The 18423-nt window shown below is 34.0% G+C and carries 15 protein-coding genes; all 15 read right to left on the bottom strand.

What is annotated here, in order from left to right; translation table 11 throughout:
• Nucleotides 1-10: 10 nt before the first annotated feature.
• Nucleotides 11-1180 carry a beta-ketoacyl synthase N-terminal-like domain-containing protein gene (locus APR43_RS21905; RefSeq protein ID WP_053474013.1) on the bottom strand — a complete coding sequence of 390 codons (1170 nt, stop codon included), beginning with the start codon at nt 1178-1180 and terminating at the stop codon, nt 11-13.
• Between the two features lie 127 nt (nt 1181-1307).
• On the bottom strand, nt 1308-2579 hold the full coding sequence (gene bioA, locus APR43_RS21900; RefSeq protein WP_053474012.1) for an adenosylmethionine--8-amino-7-oxononanoate transaminase: 1272 nt from the start codon (nt 2577-2579) through the stop codon (nt 1308-1310).
• A 98-nt stretch (nt 2580-2677) separates the two neighbouring features.
• Nucleotides 2678-3295 (bottom strand): dethiobiotin synthase, encoded by a 618-nt coding sequence (gene bioD, locus APR43_RS21895; RefSeq protein WP_053474011.1) that lies wholly within the window; start codon nt 3293-3295, stop codon nt 2678-2680.
• Nucleotides 3296-3452: 157 nt separating this feature from the next.
• On the bottom strand, nt 3453-4070 hold the full coding sequence (locus APR43_RS21890; RefSeq protein ID WP_053474010.1) for a hypothetical protein: 618 nt from the start codon (nt 4068-4070) through the stop codon (nt 3453-3455).
• Complete coding sequence (locus tag APR43_RS21885) at nt 4060-4563, bottom strand: RNA polymerase sigma factor (protein ID WP_053474009.1); 504 nt, start codon at nt 4561-4563, stop codon at nt 4060-4062. Before APR43_RS21885 ends, APR43_RS21890 begins: the two co-directional genes overlap by 11 nt.
• A gap of 6 nt (nt 4564-4569) precedes the next feature.
• Nucleotides 4570-5433: a TraB/GumN family protein gene (locus APR43_RS21880; RefSeq protein ID WP_053474008.1), complete on the bottom strand. Its 864-nt coding sequence runs from the start codon at nt 5431-5433 to the stop codon at nt 4570-4572.
• Between the two features lie 130 nt (nt 5434-5563).
• Nucleotides 5564-5965, bottom strand: coding sequence for a GxxExxY protein (locus APR43_RS21875; RefSeq protein ID WP_053474007.1), 402 nt, complete (start codon nt 5963-5965; stop codon nt 5564-5566).
• A gap of 42 nt (nt 5966-6007) precedes the next feature.
• The gene (locus APR43_RS21870) at nt 6008-7144 is read right to left on the bottom strand and encodes an aminotransferase class I/II-fold pyridoxal phosphate-dependent enzyme (RefSeq protein WP_053474006.1); all 1137 of its coding nucleotides are present in this window, start codon (nt 7142-7144) and stop codon (nt 6008-6010) included.
• Between the two features lie 78 nt (nt 7145-7222).
• Nucleotides 7223-7861 carry an NAD(P)-dependent oxidoreductase gene (locus APR43_RS21865; RefSeq protein ID WP_053474005.1) on the bottom strand — a complete coding sequence of 213 codons (639 nt, stop codon included), beginning with the start codon at nt 7859-7861 and terminating at the stop codon, nt 7223-7225.
• A gap of 207 nt (nt 7862-8068) precedes the next feature.
• Entirely contained in the window at nt 8069-8350 is a 282-nt protein-coding gene (locus APR43_RS21860; protein ID WP_053474004.1) for a F0F1 ATP synthase subunit epsilon, read from the bottom strand.
• A gap of 92 nt (nt 8351-8442) precedes the next feature.
• Nucleotides 8443-9954 carry a F0F1 ATP synthase subunit beta gene (gene atpD / locus APR43_RS21855; protein WP_026984148.1) on the bottom strand — a complete coding sequence of 504 codons (1512 nt, stop codon included), beginning with the start codon at nt 9952-9954 and terminating at the stop codon, nt 8443-8445.
• A gap of 235 nt (nt 9955-10189) precedes the next feature.
• Complete coding sequence (locus APR43_RS21850; protein ID WP_053474003.1) at nt 10190-11755, bottom strand: G-D-S-L family lipolytic protein; 1566 nt, start codon at nt 11753-11755, stop codon at nt 10190-10192.
• 87 nt (nt 11756-11842) lie between these two features.
• The gene (locus tag APR43_RS21845; protein WP_053474002.1) at nt 11843-14614 is read right to left on the bottom strand and encodes a carboxypeptidase-like regulatory domain-containing protein; all 2772 of its coding nucleotides are present in this window, start codon (nt 14612-14614) and stop codon (nt 11843-11845) included.
• 317 nt (nt 14615-14931) lie between these two features.
• Nucleotides 14932-16782: a glutamine--fructose-6-phosphate transaminase (isomerizing) gene (gene glmS, locus APR43_RS21840; RefSeq protein WP_053474001.1), complete on the bottom strand. Its 1851-nt coding sequence runs from the start codon at nt 16780-16782 to the stop codon at nt 14932-14934.
• A gap of 7 nt (nt 16783-16789) precedes the next feature.
• Nucleotides 16790-18421 (bottom strand): DUF4270 domain-containing protein, encoded by a 1632-nt coding sequence (locus tag APR43_RS21835; RefSeq protein ID WP_053474000.1) that lies wholly within the window; start codon nt 18419-18421, stop codon nt 16790-16792.
• Nucleotides 18422-18423: the final 2 nt, after the last annotated feature.

Genomic DNA, 18423 nt, shown 5'->3' with positions numbered 1-18423 from the left:
AAGATGAATATTAGGCTTTTTCAATTAAAATACTCACAGCGTTTCCGCCAAAACCTACTGCATTAACTAAAACCCTTTTAATTGATTTGTCTTGTTTTTTTGATTCTGAAAAAGGTGTTTCTATAAAAATATCATTCTGGAGCATCAAAAGTGCCAATTCTAAACTCAACATTCCAGATGCTCCAAAAGTATGTCCGATCTTCCATTTATTAGTCGTTAATAAAGGCAAATTAGATCCAAACACTTTTTCAATCGCTCGTAATTCTGTCAAATCTCCTTTTATTGTTCCGGGCGCGTGCATTACAATTGCATCCACACTTTCTAAATCAATATCTTTTAAAGCCATTTTCATCGATTTTTGGAAACAGTCAGCTTCCGCAGAAATTGAAATATTGTGTTCCAAAATTTCAGTCGCATAACCAACACCGATCACATAGGCGATTGCATTTTGTTTTTCTCCAGCTTCTAAACAACAAACCGCTGCGCCTTCGCCCAAAATCATGGTATTTTGTGTTTTCTTGAAATCAAAAGCTAAATTTGGCCACAAATCAATGTCCTGATCCATTCGTGAATAAATTTTCAAAGCCCGCATTTGTCCAATGGTAAAATCGGTTAAAGGAGCTTCACTTCCTCCAACCAAAAACTTATCAGCCATTCCGGATTTTAGCCATGCAACTCCATTTAAAAGTGCATGAAGTGCCGTTGAGCAGGTAATCGAATGCGAAATTTCAGGGCCTGCGCTTTGTAAATCGTGTGCTATCCAGGACGAAATATTTCCTAAAGTTGTTGTTGGTGATGCTAAAGTTTGTGCTTTCCCTGTTTCAAGATATTCTTTGTAATGTTTTTCGAATAAATCTGTGGCGCCTCTTGAAGAACCTATATTGATTCCGAAAATATCATTGGAATTCCAGCCTGCATTTTCAATTGCTTTTCGCGAAGCAGCTAAAGCAAATAAAACAGAATCATCTAGAAATTTATATTTAATATCCGATTCACGGATTTCAGCCACAATTTGTTTCGATTCAGCATCCAGAGCAGCAACAGAAGTTTCCTGCTGATCTAAAAACTGTTTCGTAAAACAATGTTTATTATCAAGATATTTTTCCCAAACTTGATCACTATTATTTCCTAGCGGAGAAATCGATGAAAAAGCGGTTATGGCAATTTTTGGTGTATTCACAATAGTTTATTTATAACAAAGGTCTGTAAAAAAATGGCACACTGATAAAGCAGGTTGAAACAGATTTACACGGAGAAAATAATTAATTTGTGTTCATCCGTTTGATCCGTTAAATCTGTGGGCAAAATCATACCATTTCAATGGCTTCTTCAATTGTAATATATACTTTATTAAGCTGTTCATCTGTAATTATATACGGAGGCAAAATGTAAACGATATTTCCAACGGGGCGTAAAACAACTCCTTTATCAATAAAGAAATTATATAATTTTGTACGCATTGATCCGTAATAGCTTTCTTCTGAATCTGATTTTATTTCAACGGCAAAAATAACTCCCAAAGTTCTGGCAGTAATTACTTTTGGATGATTTTCGATTTTCTTTTGAAAATCTAAATGACTTGCATTTATTCTTTCAATATTTTGCTGCATTTCTGTTGTCTGCAATAAATCTATACTTGCTAAAGCGGCTGCACAACCTGTTGGATTTGCTGTAAATGTATGACCATGAAATAAAGCTTTATTAATATCATCATCATAAAATGCATCGAAAATATCCTGAGTAAAAGTTGTAATCGCCATTGGGATTGTTCCGCCGGTTAATGCTTTCGAAAGACAAATCATATCCGGTTCTTCTGAAACATAATCCATAGCGAAAGTTTTTCCTGTTTTGCCAAAACCCGTCATTACTTCATCGGCAATTGTCAGGACTTTATTTTCTACACAAATCTGAATCAATTTTTCTAATGCTGCAGGTTCATACATTACCATTCCTGCTGCTCCCTGCACTAAAGGTTCGAAAATAAATCCCGCACAATTATGTTTTTTAATTGCTTCTTCTAAAGCATCAAAACTTGCCTGCTCCTGCCCTTTTATTGGAACCGGAATTCGGACTACATCTATAAACATTCCTTGAAAAGCTTGTGTATAAAATGAAATTCCGCTCGCCGCCATTGCCGCAAAAGTATCTCCGTGAAAAGCATTTTCAAATGCAATAATCGTTGTTCGCTTTTCATTCTTATTAAAAAAATATTGAAGCGCTACTTTTATTGCTACTTCAACAGCAGTAGAACCATTATCTGAAAAGAAAATCTTCTGTTGGTTTTTTGGTAGAATTTCCATTAATCTTTCCCCAACTTTTACTGCCGGTTCATGTGTAAAACCGCCAAACAAAACGTGCTCTAAAGTTGTCAATTGTTTGTAAATAGCATCGGCGATAAATTTATTACTATGTCCAAATGGGTTTACCCACCAGGAAGCAATTGCATCGATATATTCTTTATTGTTTTCATCCCAAAGTAATGCACCTTCTGCTCGAGTAATTGCAATTGGCGTTTGTGAAGTTTTATGCTGTGTATAAGGATGCCAAAGATATTGACGATCTTTTTCTGTTAAGCTCATTGTTAAGAAAATAGAAGAAAGAGAATAGAAAAAAGACTAAACTCAATTGTTTAAGCAAAGATAGGAAACTCTATTTTCTTTATTCTATAATCTTTATTCTATAAATTAAGCAAATTCTCTCTAAATAAATCGGCGTATTCTTTAATTACATTTTGATCGAAATACGGTTCTTCGTCAATTGTTCCGATGCAGTTTATTCCCGTTTTATTCAGAATTAAACTTTCTGTTGATTTATTTTCGCTTCCGCTGAAGATAATTCCGGCGACTTTAAATCCCCGATTCTGAATTGCCTCAATCGTTAATAGAGTATGATTGATACTTCCCAGATAATGTCTTGAAACGACAATAATTTTATAATCGGATTGTATTAAATCGATGATCGTTTCTTTATCATTTAACGGAACAAAAATTCCACCTGCGCCTTCAATAACTAAATTATTCTTTGTTTTTGGTTCCTGAATTTGATTTAACTCAATTCTTAATCCATCAATTTCTGCCGCCAAATGTGGACTTGCGGGTGTATTTAATTTATAACTGTTCTCAAAAATTTGAGTTTTTTTATTAGAAATTCGGGATTGAATTTTATGACTGTCAGAATTGTCTAAATCCCCAGCTTGAATTGGTTTCCAATAATCAGCCTCTAAAGCTTCGACAATAATCGAAGACGCGATTGTTTTACCAACATCTGTCGAAATTCCTGTTACGAATATTTTCATGAGTTTGTTGTTTCGTAGAGATGCACAAAGAACCACGAAGATTCACAAAGCTATTTTTTTGCTTTGCGCTGTTTTGTGTTTTTCTTTGTGAGTCTCTGTGTAATAATTTCCTCAAAAATACCAATAAAAACAAACCCATCATTACGATGGTTTCTGTTTATTCTTCTTCTTTTAATTCGTCAATTACTTTTCTTATTTCACTGGCGAATTTTCCATAAAATTTGTGGACCCACCATTCTAAAGAAATCCCCATAAAGAGTACTCCAAAAACAACAATCAAAAAGAATGCGACTAAATGTCCATTTGAAAATTCGTGATCAAAAAATCCCGGAATTTTTGAAAACGCATAATAATAAAGTCCCAAAAGATATAAAACCAAAAACGGCGTTAAGGCAAAACCAAATGTTTTGTACAATTCCATATTCAGTCTTATATCAAAATAAGTTTCATACAAGCTGTCTTTTGTTGTTAAAGTGGTATTATTTAATCTTTTATAAAAGAAATAAAGCTTCAGTAAATAATAAACACAAACAGCGACAAAAAGACTAAAAAGTAAATAATAAAAAAAAGTCCATTTTGGCGGAAGATTAGCAATCAAAGGAACCGTACCAATGAAAACTATGGACAGGATTTGATAATAAAATTCTGTTTTCAGATTTTTTTTAATTTTATCCAAAGGTGTATTTGCCGATTGTATTTTCTCTAAATTATGGGGAACAACGACGTTTTTTGGTTTATCGTTATTCCATGCGTTTTGTATTTCATCAAAATCCATATCCTTGGTTTTTAATTATATCTTTTAATTTTTCTTTTGCCCTGTTCAGTTTTACTCTCGCATTTCCTTCAGAGATTCCGAGGTTTTCTCCAATTTCTTTATGTGAAAACCCTTCTAACTGATAAAAAATAATCGCCTTGTCAATTTTTTCCAGTTTTTGAACAGCTTTATAAAAGTGTTCAATTTGGTTTTCTTTGATCTGAGAATCGCCTTCTTCTTCTTTTACATTTTCTGAAGCGATTTCATATTTATCAACTTTCCGTTTTTCTTTCTTAAGGAAAACAATAGCCGTATTTACAGCAACCCTATACATCCAGGTCGAAAACTGACTTTCATTTCGAAAAGAGTCATATGATTTCCAGAGCTGGCAAATAATTTCCTGAAATAAATCCTGCTGATCGTCATGGGTATCCATGTACATTTTAGAAACTTTGTACAAAATTCCTTTATGACTTTCAATTCGATTTAAAAACTCTTGTTCCCTTTCTTTCAAAATCTATTAATTCAGAATTGGTTTTACCTTGTAACCTGCTTTTCTTAATAAATTAATAACTCCAAATTCTCCTGCCAAATGTCCCGATCCAACAGCAAAAAAGATACTTTGTTTCTTCATCATTTCGGGTATATTTTTTGCCCAATTTAAATTTCTTTCGTCCAGAATAATCTTTTTGGTCTTTTCACTTGTATATTTTTTATCGGTTGTAAAATCATACATTAAATCAATATTCTCGGTTTTATAGGCCGAAACTAATTTAGCCGATTCTTCAGGAGTTGATTCTTCTAACATTGAAATCATTTCATCAGTTGAATACGCTTTATCAAACATTCCGAATTGTTCTTTTACAGTTTCAAGTCCGCCAATTTCAATAGTTCTTTTTTTAGCCTGCTCTATAAATTCCATTTCGTAAAATTTTAAATCGGCGCAGCCAAAACTTTTCATCGAAATCAAACTCATTACAGTCAGCAAACTAAAGCTGTCAACTTGCTGCACGGTCATTCCGGTAGTTTTCTTGAGAATTGCATCTAATTTTGCCAGCTGTTCAGGATTCAGTTTTTTGCTTAAAGGTTCTTTTCCCATTGCCAATTGCTGCATTTCTGACATTTCTTTTGGGTCAGAAAAGTTGATTTCTAAAACTAATTTTTCAGAAGATTCTAAAGCTTTCTTGGTTTTTTCAGTTAGAAAATAATCCGAAGAACAAATCATATGAATTGTTCCGTATAGATAAGAAGGTTTAGAAAGTCCGTTTCCCGAAACTTCCCATAAAAGAGAATTTTCTAATTTAGGAGATTTGGTTTGAGCTTGTGATTTTATGCTAAAAAAAACTATTATAAATGCTATAAATAAATGGAATACTTTTTTCATTTTGAGGGTTGATTAAGTTAATGACTGAAACTCATTTTGTAATTACGAGTTGTAAGTATAGGAATAGTCAAAACGTTACAGAAAAATATTAAAAATTATTTTAGCCCACTGATAAAACAGGTTTAACGGATTAACGCAGTATTAAATTTGGTTTTCTGTTATTTGTATAGATTAAACGTTTGAATTCTGGGCTTTCTCCAAAATTCAAAAGTAGGCCGACTTCCATTTTTGTTGATTTGAGATAATTCATCAATTGTGCAATATGCGAGCTTAAAAGATATTCACAAGCTTTTAATTCAATTATGATAACATCATCAATTACTAAATCTGCGTAATACTCGCCAACTAATTGATTTTTGAAATATACTTTGATTTGTTTTTGAGCTTCGACTTTATAACCTAAAGATTTTAGTTCAAAATACATTGCATTTTGATAAACCTTTTCCAGAAAACCATAACCTAATTGATTATAAACATCATAAAATACTTTTAGAATAGATTTTGATTTTTCTTTGTGTAATAAGTCAGACATTATACGCTGTGTAAACCCGTTTAATTCGTTTAATCGGCGGGCCTAATATACGTAATTTCCTAATAATTCTAAGATCTGCCTGATTTCTTCTTCGGAATTGTAACTGTGAATGCAAAAACGTAAACGTTCCTGACCTTCGGGAACTGTTGGAGAAAGAATTGGTTTTACATCAAAACCTTTGTCTTGCAATTGCTGGGCCAATTTTTTGACGCTTTCGTTTCCCTGAACAATGGCAGATTGAATTGCTGATTTACTTCGAACAAACATTGGCTTTAAACCTAATAAGTTTTTCTGCTGATTGAAGAAAATAATATTTTGACGTAACTTTTCGATTACTTCTTTTTCAATTTCCAGCTGTTGATATGCTGTTAAAATTGTCGCAACAGAATGTGGAGATAATCCTGTAGTATAAATAAAACTTCGGGCAAAGTTTATTAGATATTCTTTGAGTTCCGGGCTTCCAAGTACAACCGCGCCGTGACAGCCTAAGCCTTTTCCGAAAGTCATGATTCGGGCAAAAATTCTGTTGTGCAGTTCTAAATACTGAAGAAGACCTTCTCCTTTATCTCCAAAAACACCCAAAGTATGAGCTTCATCAACTACTAAATAACAGTTGTATTTTTCCGAAAGCTGTACTAATTCTTCTAAGTTCGGACTGTCGCCATCCATAGAAAAAACAGTTTCGGTAACTATGTAAATATTGGTATCGGGAAATTTTAGAATAAGTCGTTCTAAATCTTCAAAATCATTGTGATTAAATTTATATGATTTTGAATTTGACATTATAATTCCATCCCGAATGGAAGCGTGACTTAGTTCATCATACAAAATAACATCATTTCTTTGCGGTACAGCGCTAAAAAAACCCAAATTGGCATCGTAACCCGAATTAAAAATTAAAGCGGCTTCTGCGTCATGAAATTGTGCAATAAAATTTTCTGCAATATGATATAAAGAATGGTTTCCTGAAATTAATCTTGAACCTGTCGCTCCGTTTTGAAAAATTTCATTTTCATGGAGATAAGCATGTGCCAATTTAAATATTGATTCGGATTTTGAAAATCCGATATAATCATTCGAAGAAAAATCCACCAGATTATTAAACACGGGGAGTTTGCGAAGCGAATTATTGTGCTTTCGGTTTTCAAGTTTCTGATTAAGATTTTCAGGTAATTTCATAAAAACAAAGTTATGAAATTGAAATTTGATATAAACAAACAGCGGGTTTTGATATTTCCCGCTGTTCTTTATTGTATTCTAAATTGCGCTTATAAATGGCGATTGCCTGCTATAATTTGACTCAATCATTTCCTTAACCATAAATTCAGCAATATCAAACGCGCTGATTTTGTCTCCCAAGCAATCTTCGAGATTTACTGCTATATCAGAACTATTATCTGTAAATTCAATAAAAGGAACACGAACCTGCGTCCAGTTTACATCACTTTCAACTAAAAGATTATACGCTTTTTGGCGATCTTCCTGAATTACTGGAAAATTGGTTTTCATCCAATCTGTTGCCGTAATAGTTTTTGGACTTTTTTTATCGAATGGCGTATCGATATTAAGACCCGCAAGAAGAACATAACGTTCAATTCCATATTCATTCATTGCTTTTAAGACATTCTTGCTTACTTCACTTGCAACCAAAGGTTCATCTTTTCTCTGACCAATTGTACTTACAACAGCTTGACAGTCTTTCAACAATAATTTTATGGATTCAAAATCAAGGGCATCACCCTGAATGATTTCAATTTTAGGATTTTGAATTTCGAAATTTTCAGGATTTCTTAATAACAGTTTTAAGCTAAATCCTTCTTTTAATAACTGGCTTACAAGATATTTTCCAGTTCTTCCGCCACCGCCCAGAACAGCGACTTTTGATATATTTTTCATAGGTATTCTTTATAAAATTTGACATAAATAATTGCGCTTTACCAGGCCGATAAAACGAAAACATAAAAGCTTACTGAGCTTTTATAATTGAATCAATATTTTATAAAGAGATTTTAATACTTCAAAAGTAAAAAATATTTTTGAAGCATTGCATAAAAAAAGCCACTCACTATGTGAATGGCTTTTAAGATTATTTCGAAATTGTTGTTAGTCTACTAAAACAATTATCTTGTTATCTTTCATTTCGATTGTTCCTGACGTAATATCTAATGTATAGGTTTGGTCATTCACTTTCGTAAATTTATTTGCTACCTCTTTAGAAAAATCAAAGCTTGCCGCTGCAATTTTAATAGTTCCTTTTTCTAGAATAGAAACAATAGGAGCGTGATTATTCAAAATCTGAAAGCTTCCATCAACTCCCGGAAGTGTAACCGAAGTTACTTGTCCTGAAAATAATTTTGCTTCTGGTGATACTATTTCTAAAATCATAACTTTTTTTTAAATTCCAAATTATAAAATTCCAAATCCCAATTTTGAAATTTGGAATTTTTATTTTTTGATGTTTATCAAGCTATGCTTGATTATGCTTCTGCTAACATTTTTTCTCCAGCCTCAATAGCATCCTGAATAGATCCTTTTAAGTTGAAAGCTGCTTCTGGAAGATGATCTAATTCACCATCGATAATCATGTTGAAACCTTTGATAGTATCTTTAATATCTACTAAAACTCCAGGGATACCTGTAAATTGCTCTGCTACGTGGAATGGCTGAGACAAGAAACGTTGTACACGACGAGCTCTTGACACAGAAAGTTTATCTTCTTCTGATAACTCTTCCATACCTAAGATCGCGATGATATCTTGAAGTTGTTTGTATTTTTGTAGAATTTCTTTAACTCTTTGTGCACAGTCGTAGTGCTCGTTTCCTAAAATTTGAGGAGTTAAGATTCTTGAAGTAGAATCTAACGGGTCAACCGCTGGATAAATACCTAACTCAGCAATTTTACGAGACAATACTGTTGTAGCATCTAAGTGGGCGAAAGTTGTAGCCGGCGCCGGGTCAGTTAAGTCATCCGCAGGAACGTAAACCGCTTGTACAGATGTAATAGATCCTTTGTTTGTAGATGTAATACGCTCTTGCATAGCTCCCATCTCTGTTGCCAAAGTTGGTTGGTATCCTACTGCAGAAGGCATACGTCCTAAAAGTGCTGATACCTCAGAACCTGCTTGTGTAAAACGGAAGATGTTATCAACGAAGAATAATACATCTTTACCTTGATCTGTTCCAGCTCCATCACGGAAATACTCAGCAATAGATAATCCTGAAAGTGCTACACGAGCACGAGCTCCAGGTGGCTCATTCATTTGTCCGAAAACGAAAGTAGCTTTAGACTCTCTCATTCCTGGCATATCTACTTTAGATAAATCCCATCCTCCATTTTCCATAGAGTGCATGAAATCATCACCGTATTTAATAATTCCTGACTCTAACATCTCACGAAGCAAGTCATTTCCTTCACGTGTTCTTTCTCCTACTCCTGCGAATACTGAAAGTCCACCGTGACCTTTTGCGATATTGTTGATCAACTCCTGAATCAATACTGTTTTACCAACACCAGCACCACCAAACAATCCAATTTTACCTCCTTTTGCATAAGGCTCGATCAAATCGATTACTTTAATACCTGTGAATAAAACTTCTGATGAAGTTGATAAATCTTCAAATTTAGGAGCTTGTCTGTGAATAGACAAACCGTTTTCTCCTGTTTTTGGCAAGTTTCCTAAACCATCAATTGCATCTCCAATTACATTGAATAAACGTCCATATACATCTGGACCGATTGGCATTTGGATTGGATTACCAGTTCCAACTACCTCATATCCTCTTGACAAACCGTCTGTAGAGTCCATAGAGATTGTACGAACAGTGTTTTCTCCAATGTGAGATTGTACTTCTAGAACTAATAAAGTTCCATCTTTTTTAGTGACTTCTAACGAATCATAAATTTTTGGAAGTTCAACATCTTTACCGTTGAAAACTACGTCTACTACTGGTCCAATGATTTGAGCAACTTTTCCTATTACTTTTGACATTACTTATGTATTTATTAAATAGCTATTTAGGTTTATCGAAAATACCTCTTTTTTCAGAGCGCAAAGATAATTTTTTAAAATATAAAATCAATTTTTTTTTCATAAAAAATAGCATGATTTTGTTTGATTCATAAAAACAGACTTTTAAACTGTCGTTTATATCATTTTTTAACGAAATAAAAAAGCCACTACATTTTATAAAACGAGTGGCTTTCTTAATTAAAAAAATGGTATATTATAATGACGCCGGGTATTGAATTGGGTATAAAGCCAAATCAACATGACGAAGTGTAGAACCATACTTAGCGTTTATTGCATCAACAAAAATATTAGCAATCAAACCATATCCTCTTCCGCTTGGGTGAATTCCATCTAAAGAAAAGGCACCACCGGTTACATAAGTAGACGACATAGTATAATTTCCAAATCTATATCCGCCGCTTGCCAGTTGAGTCAACAAAGCTCTTGTATCAACGAAAGCCAAACCTTTTTCTTTAGCAACCGCATCGATAGTTACATTATAAGCATCTGTTGCTGTTTTAATTTCTGCAATTTCTGTTGGGATTAAAACATGTTTGTCCTGTAAAGGAAAGGTTACTCCAAATTTATCTAATGGCGCAGGCGGTGCAATCCCAAGTCCAGAATCTGAAGCTTTGGGAGCGGCACCAATATCTGTTCTTGTTGGTAGTACCACCAAGTCTGTAGCTTTTGCTTGTCTTGCCTGTCCGAAAACTGCTCCATAAAAAGCTGCAGTCTGCGCACCTAAAGAAGGCGTAAATGCTGCTGTTAATTGAGCAGACAAATTAGGAAGTGACTCGTCTTTTATTAATACTGGATTTGCAGCCGTTTCAGATAATAAATTAATTCTATCACCTGCCTGAAAAGCAGTCAATACTTGTTTTAAAGGTCCGTATAATTGTGTGTTTAATGCTTTAATTGTTGCTTTACCTACTGCTTCATTATTTCCTCCAAGAGATTTTGCCGTAAGCGGATTATAAGGTACTGTTGTAAAATAAGGCAAAGCTGTAATATATGGAAGATTTGCCACTACTCCTTTTGCTCCATTTGCTGTTAGAGTTGTTGCCAATGCAGTATAAACATTTGCAAAAACAGCTGGATCTGTAATATCATTTGGCCCATATGTAGCAGGATTTAGGTTTCCTTTTTGATCTTTTCCAACTCCACCAGAAATTGCATAACTTAAAACATCATTTCCTCCAATAAATAAAGAGAAAAATGTTGGCGCTTGTGTTGCTGCATCAGCTAAAACTGTTGTTGAAGGTGTACTTGCAAATCTTGCAAAATAAGGATTCGCTGCTCCTGTAGCTACACCTGCAACATTTCCGTATCCCGGTGCAACTAAGTGAAAACTTTTCGCACCCGGAACTCCCATATTATTAAATGAACCTGTAAGATGTGCTGTTATTTCTGTTGTTGGTTTTCCCGCCACATTTACCGGAGCTTGTCCATTAAAATATAATCGGGTTGCGGCAACGACATTTCCTCCTAACAATAAACCACCAAGATTATCATTCATATATGGAGTTGTAAAAGCTCCACCGCCAGCAGCCACAAATTGCTGCGCTAAAATATTAGTATAAGCTCCTTCCTGTCCTTTTTTGAAAAGAGCATTATCGCTGTAACCAGCCGCAAAAGAATCTCCAAGGGCAACATATTTTGTAAAAACTGCCGAACCGGGAGTTACCGGAACTTCTTCGACTGTATTATTATCATCATCACTATTACAAGCCGCCATAAAGGTTAAAGAAACCAATAATAGCCATTTTATATTTTTTTTCATGTTAGTACTTTTTAAATTATTACCTCTTCATTTTCATTGAACCGCTCCAGGGAAGCCGAATCAATTTCACACAAATAATTATATCATTTAAGGATTAATTGTCCACGAAGCAAACCATTGCTGACCTATCATTCCCGCTCCAATTACCTGAAGATAATCTGATCCGAAAAGATTTGTTGCACCAACTTTTATAACCGATTTTAGTTTTGGTATTGCATAGTTTATCTGAGCATCAAGAACAGTATTTTCCGGAATTATTCCATCTCCAAAAGAAGATTCCCATAAGTATTCTGTATTCCATCTTACATTTACATTGAATCCTAAATTTTTAATCACTTTCGCATTTCCTAAAGAAGCTTTAATTCTGTGTTTTGGCGTATTAAATCCTGCAACGAAATCAGGGTCATCTTGCTGCTTAAAGTTAAATTGAGCATAGTTATAATTAACACCTAATTCAAAATCTTTGTATACTTTTTTAGACAAACCAACTCCAAATCCTAAAGAAGAAATCTCTGCTGTTGTATTTGTGTAAACCTGATAAACTCTTCTGTCTCCAAAAGCTAATGCTTGGTAGCTTAGCGGTGTTCCTACGGTTCCGTAATAAGGAGAAATAACTCTCGCTGTATTCATGAAATCATTATAAATATTGTAATATCCGTTAATATCAATTGATAAATCATTTTGAACTACTGTACGGTAACCAGCTTCAAAAGCTTGTACTTGTTCCGGTTTTACCAATCCTATATTAGCCACCTGAAGATCAGCTACATTTCCTGATGCACCAAATGCCTGAACAGATGCTACAGTATAAGCATTACGATATGCATTTTGACCAGACATTCCAATAGTTGCCGGCTGACCAGCGATTGTTTGTCCTGCCGCACTTACATTTACAGTTTCCTGAAAACGATCTAAATTTTCTGCTGCTGAACCAATCAATGCAAATGGCCCTAAATCTAAACCAATATATTGATCTTGTGTTGTTGGGTTACGGAAACCTGTTTGATAAGACAATCTGAAGTTATGTCTTTTTGATGCTCCTGCAGAATATACAAACGAAACTCTAGGCGAAACATTTCCGTCAAAATTTTGACTTTTATCATAACGTAACGATCCTGTAAATTTCAATCTGTCATCTAAGAATTTTTTCTGTAATTGCGCATATGCACCGTATTCTCTGTAAGAGATTGGTCCATCGTAATCTGTAAAGATTGTTCCTTCAGAGTTCATTATGTATTCTCTCCAAGATCCACCAACCTGAACTTCTGCCCATTTGATGATATCTCTAAAATTATAATTCACATCTGAATGATATAATTTTGAATGATCGATAAATTTAGCTCCTTGTGTTAAATCAGGATTTGAAACCACTGTTGCCAAAGCACTATTAAATTTCGCAGACCCTGGCTCAAATCTAGGAGATCCTGTTGGAGCAGGAATAAATGATATCGCGGCCGGAAGCACATTGTAATCAGCAAAATTTCTCGCTATTGCAGCAGATTGATTTGCATCTGTTCCCATAACTGCACCAGCATATTGGTAAGCTGTTGCGTAATTTGTAAACCATTCTGTATCTGATTTCGCAGCTCTGTTAACGTTCCATGCTGCAAATCTCATGTCATAAGAATCTCCAGCATCTTCACTTGTAAAATATACTCTACCAAAAAAGTTTTTTCCTTTTACTTCAAATTTACCTTGCTGCATTAAGAAATCTTTTAAAGCATATCTGTTTGCTCCTTGGTAAATAGTACTTCCTGTACCTATTTTATATTGCAGTATAAATTCTGTATCGTCAGCCCAAGGTTTGATATGAGCACTAAAGTCAGCTTTCATACTTTTAACTTTATTATCTGTCAAATCTTGTTCACGATATCCAGTTCTACTTACCTGACCAACATTTGGAACAAAAGTAGTAACCTCGTCACCATAGATATTTAATCCATCATAATTTTGATTTACTGCATGGCTGTCACCTCCTGGCGTCATACTTCTTTTATCTCCGGCAATCCATTCCGTAGCAGTCATATAAGTAAAATTAGCTTTCATAGCAAAATGCTTTGTGAATGCTTTTGCTGCTCTAATTCCAAAATCATTATAATCATTTGTTCCTGCTATATCCTGACTGGTTTTTCCGTATTTATAGTAAACACTAATTCCTTCATTTGTAAAAGGGCTTTTACTGTTCATAAACATGATTCCGTTGAAGGCATTAGCTCCATAAAGAGCAGAAGATGCTCCAGGCAAAAGCTCAACGCTTGCCACATCAATATCAGAAACACCAATTAAGTTTCCTAACACAAAGTTTAAGGCTGGCGAAGAGTTATCCATTCCATCTACCAATTGCATAAATCTGGTATTGGCAACTGTAGCAAAACCACGGGTATTGATTGATTTAAAAGAAATACTGCTCGTATTGAAATGCACTTCTTTTAAATTTTCTAATCCGTCATAAAAACTAGGAGCTGTTGTATTCTTAATTTCCTGAATACCCATTCTTTCAATAGTAACTGGCGATTCAATAACTCGTTCAGGAGTTCTGGAAGCAGAAACCACTATCTCGTCTAGTTTAGTTTCCTCATCTTTTAAAACCACATTTATTCTTTGGTTTACAGATGAAACGCTGATTGTTTGAGCTTCAAAACCTACCGCCGATACTTTTATCGAAAAAGGCAATTTTGCACTTGTGATTAATTTAAATGTTCCATCAAAATCAGTGGATACACCTCCGCTGCCTCCAAGTACAACAACATTGGCACCGGGAATAGATTGTTTGTTACTGTCAGTAACAGAACCTGTAATTGTATTCTGCGCAAAGGATATTCCGCTGAAAAACAACATAATTAGCAAGTAGACTCTCATTAGGGTTAGTTTTTGGTTAGTTCTTATTAGTTTTAATAGCCAAAATACAAATATTTTTAATATTAATAAAAAAACGTTAAAAAAAATTCATATTCAGCACAAAATTTTAAACTATTTTAACTATTTCATAATAGCTTTTATTAGATAAAAATCAATTATGAAACCAAGAAAAACCTTAATACTATGCATACATATAAAATTTGAAAGAAAAATTGCGGATTTACTAAAAATACAGGGTCAAGAAAAAAAATTTGACAAATAAAAAAAGCGAGACCTAAATCTCGCTTTTTTAACATTATTTGTATTTTAAAAAATATTTATTCTACCGTAACAGATTTTGCTAAGTTACGCGGCTGATCAACATTACATCCTCTCATAACTGCAATATAGTAAGAAAGCAATTGTAACGGAATTGTCGTAATAAGCGGTGATAATGCATCTGAAGTTTCTGGAATTTCGATTACATAATCGGCTAATTCGCGAACCTGCGTATCTCCTTTTGTAACAACGGCAATGATTTTACCACTTCTGGATTTAATTTCCTGGATGTTACTTACAATTTTATCGTAATGACCTTGTTTAGGCGCAATTACAATAACCGGCATTTGCTCATCAATTAAAGCAATTGGTCCATGTTTCATTTCGGCAGCAGGATAACCTTCTGCGTGAATATAAGAGATCTCTTTAAGTTTTAAAGCTCCTTCTAATGCTACTGGAAAATTATATCCTCTACCTAAATAAAGGCAGTTTGGAGCATCTTTAAATTTAGCAGCAATTTCTTTCGCCCTGTCGTTTGTTTCTAAAGCTTCAGCCACTTTTTCAGGAATTAACTCTAATTCTTGTAAGTAGGCATGGAAATCAGGATTTGACAAAGTTCCTTTTGCTTTTCCTAATCGTAAAGCAATCATGGTAAGAACTGTGATTTGAGTTGTAAAAGCTTTTGTAGAAGCTACTCCAATTTCTGGTCCTGCGTGCGTGTAAGCACCTGCATGGCTTTCTCTTGAAATAGATGAACCTACAACATTACAAACTCCAAACACAAAAGCTCCGTTTTCTTTAGCCAGTTTAATAGCCGCCATAGTATCGGCCGTTTCTCCAGATTGAGAAATAGCGATTACAACGTCATCTTTATTTATAATTGGGTTTCTGTATCTAAATTCAGAAGCGTATTCTACTTCAACCGGAATACGTGTAAATTCTTCAAAAATATACTCAGCAACTAAACCTGCATGCCATGAAGTTCCACAAGCAACAATTAAAATTCGCTTAGCGTTTAAAAATTTCTCCAGATTATCTTCAACACCAGCCATTTGAACAATTCCTTCATTGGCATGAAGTCTTCCTCTGTAAGTATCTTTAATTACACTTGGCTGTTCGTAGATTTCTTTTAGCATGAAATGATCATAACCTCCTTTTTCAATCTGCTCCAAATTCAATTGAAGTTCCTGAATATAAGGATCGACTAAAGAGTCATCTTTAATTTTTCTTACTTTAAGAGGTTTGTGCAGTCTGATATTAGCCATTTCACCATCTTCTAAATATACAGCATTTGCAGTATATTCAATAAACGGAGAAGCATCAGAAGCAATAAAGAATTCTCCTTCACCTACTCCAATTGCTAATGGACTACCTAATCTTGCCGCAACAATTTCGTTTGGATTTTTTTTATCAAAAACGGCAATTGCATAAGCTCCTACAACTTGATTTAATGCAATTTGAACTGCTTTACCAAGTTTAATTTTCTCATTTTTCTGAACTTCTTCAATCAAGTTTACCAGAACTTCTGTATCCGTATCAGATTTAAAAGTGTATCCACGCTTAATTAACTCTTCTTTAAGCGGCGCATAATTCTCAATAATTCCATTGTGGATGATTACTAAATCTCCAGAATTAGAAACATGAGGATGCGAATTCACGTCATTTGGTACACCGTGGGTAGCCCAGCGTGTGTGTCCAATTCCAATATTTCCATTTATTGTAAAACCTTCATTAGCTTTAGCCTCAAGATCTGAAACTTTACCTTTTGTTTTACAAACTTTTATACCTGATTCGTCATCATACAACATAACGCCGGCACTATCATATCCTCTGTACTCAAGCCGCTTTAAGCCCTTGATAACAATAGGATAGGCCTCTCTATGGCCGATATATCCAACAATTCCACACATATATTACTTATTTATTTGGTTTCGTGTAGTAAACCTCAAGCCTCAATCTTTTATCATAATCCGCATTACCGGCAGGTATATTATTACCATATAATATAGTACCTAACGGATTCATAACTGATGCTCTTGGTGCTTCTGAAAAATATTCATTTGTACTTGCGTTTAACAGAATTCTATTTTTCAATTTGTTTGATGTTACAGCACTTATATCATCGATAACAACTAATCCTAATTTAACATTGGTTGCAGTTGCATTCTTTATAATATTACGAATATGGTTTGTTATCCTAATTTTATAAGTAGTTCCTCTTTTTGTAGTTGCATCAACATTAATTATTCCTCCATAAATAACTTTTGACATTCTCGGGTCATTTGTTATACTTGAACTTCCATCTGCACTATAATCTAAAATTGGTGTATTATTTGTAAAGTCATATAAATATACCCTTTTAGGTTCCTGAGCTTCCAGATTATCAGTCTTTTTAACTGCCATTTTTGCAGCATCAATAGTAAAGACAAGATTAGCTTCATTTACCAGCCATCCATTTTCCTTAATTTCTTTGATTTTAGAGCCAAAATCTTTAAGTTCTATAATTGCTAAAGATCCCTGACCACCTTTTAAATAAAGTCTGTCATCACCCGTAGTCATATTACGGCTGCTTATCGCATTTTGATACGTGGCATCTTTAGCATCCTGAAAAAGATTAACATTACTTCCGGTTAAGTTTATCACTAAAGTTCTGTCTTCTTTTACGTCATCACCATCGGTTGTAATATCAGTTTTAGCTTTGTAATAAACTGTAATTTTTCCTTTAGAAAAATCCATTAATGCCATATTACTTGGACTGCCGCTAACTCTTTCAACCTTAAAATATAATCCTCTAAAATATTCCTGAAATACATCAGCAGCAGAAAGTTTTTCTTTTGCAGCGTTTAAAATCTTAGTTTGGAAAAATGCCTTATTTAATTTTAAGCGCATCGCTGGCGATGTATACGTTTTAACATCTTTACCATCTTTATCTTTTGTTACCTCTGTAGTTTCCTTAGAACTAAAATAGAATTTATTATTTTGAAATTCGTTAGCATCATCATTCAATAAGGTTCCTTTATTAGTATCAAAATCGCTATTTTGATCATTATAATAAAGCTGTGCTAATTGATTGCCATTATCATAATAAGAACTTCTCATTAGATATTTAGACTCATAAACTCCCAATTTTAAAAAACCTCCTGTACTTCCATAAATAGAATCAAGTTCATACTTATTCCTTCCACTATCAGCATCAATACCTTTAACGTGACTAAAATAAGGTATATTAACAGTTACACTATCAATTACAGGTGCGTCTCCAACTGCTACCCCATAAGCAGCAAGCCCTACCTGCGTATTATAATTTGCAGTAGTGGTACCAAAAACCGGATTATCATAAATCCCTAAAGCATTAATTGCTAAAGAATTTGATTGTATTGGAGTTACTTCTTGATTATAAGCTATAACATCATATTTTTCAGATTCCAATCCAAAATGATCATCACCAATTAAATCATCACCAATCGCATTAAAATCTTTGTCGCAAGAATATAAAAAAACAACTGTTGCAGCTAATAGAATTTTCTTAATAAAAGAAGTATTGTACATAT

Origin of the sequence: Flavobacterium sp. NLM (assembly GCF_002210235.1) — a bacterium.
GTDB classification, from domain to species: domain Bacteria; phylum Bacteroidota; class Bacteroidia; order Flavobacteriales; family Flavobacteriaceae; genus Flavobacterium; species Flavobacterium panici.
The sequence above is the reverse complement of the archived record's forward strand: the minus strand, read 5'-3'. Positions and strand labels throughout refer to the sequence as shown.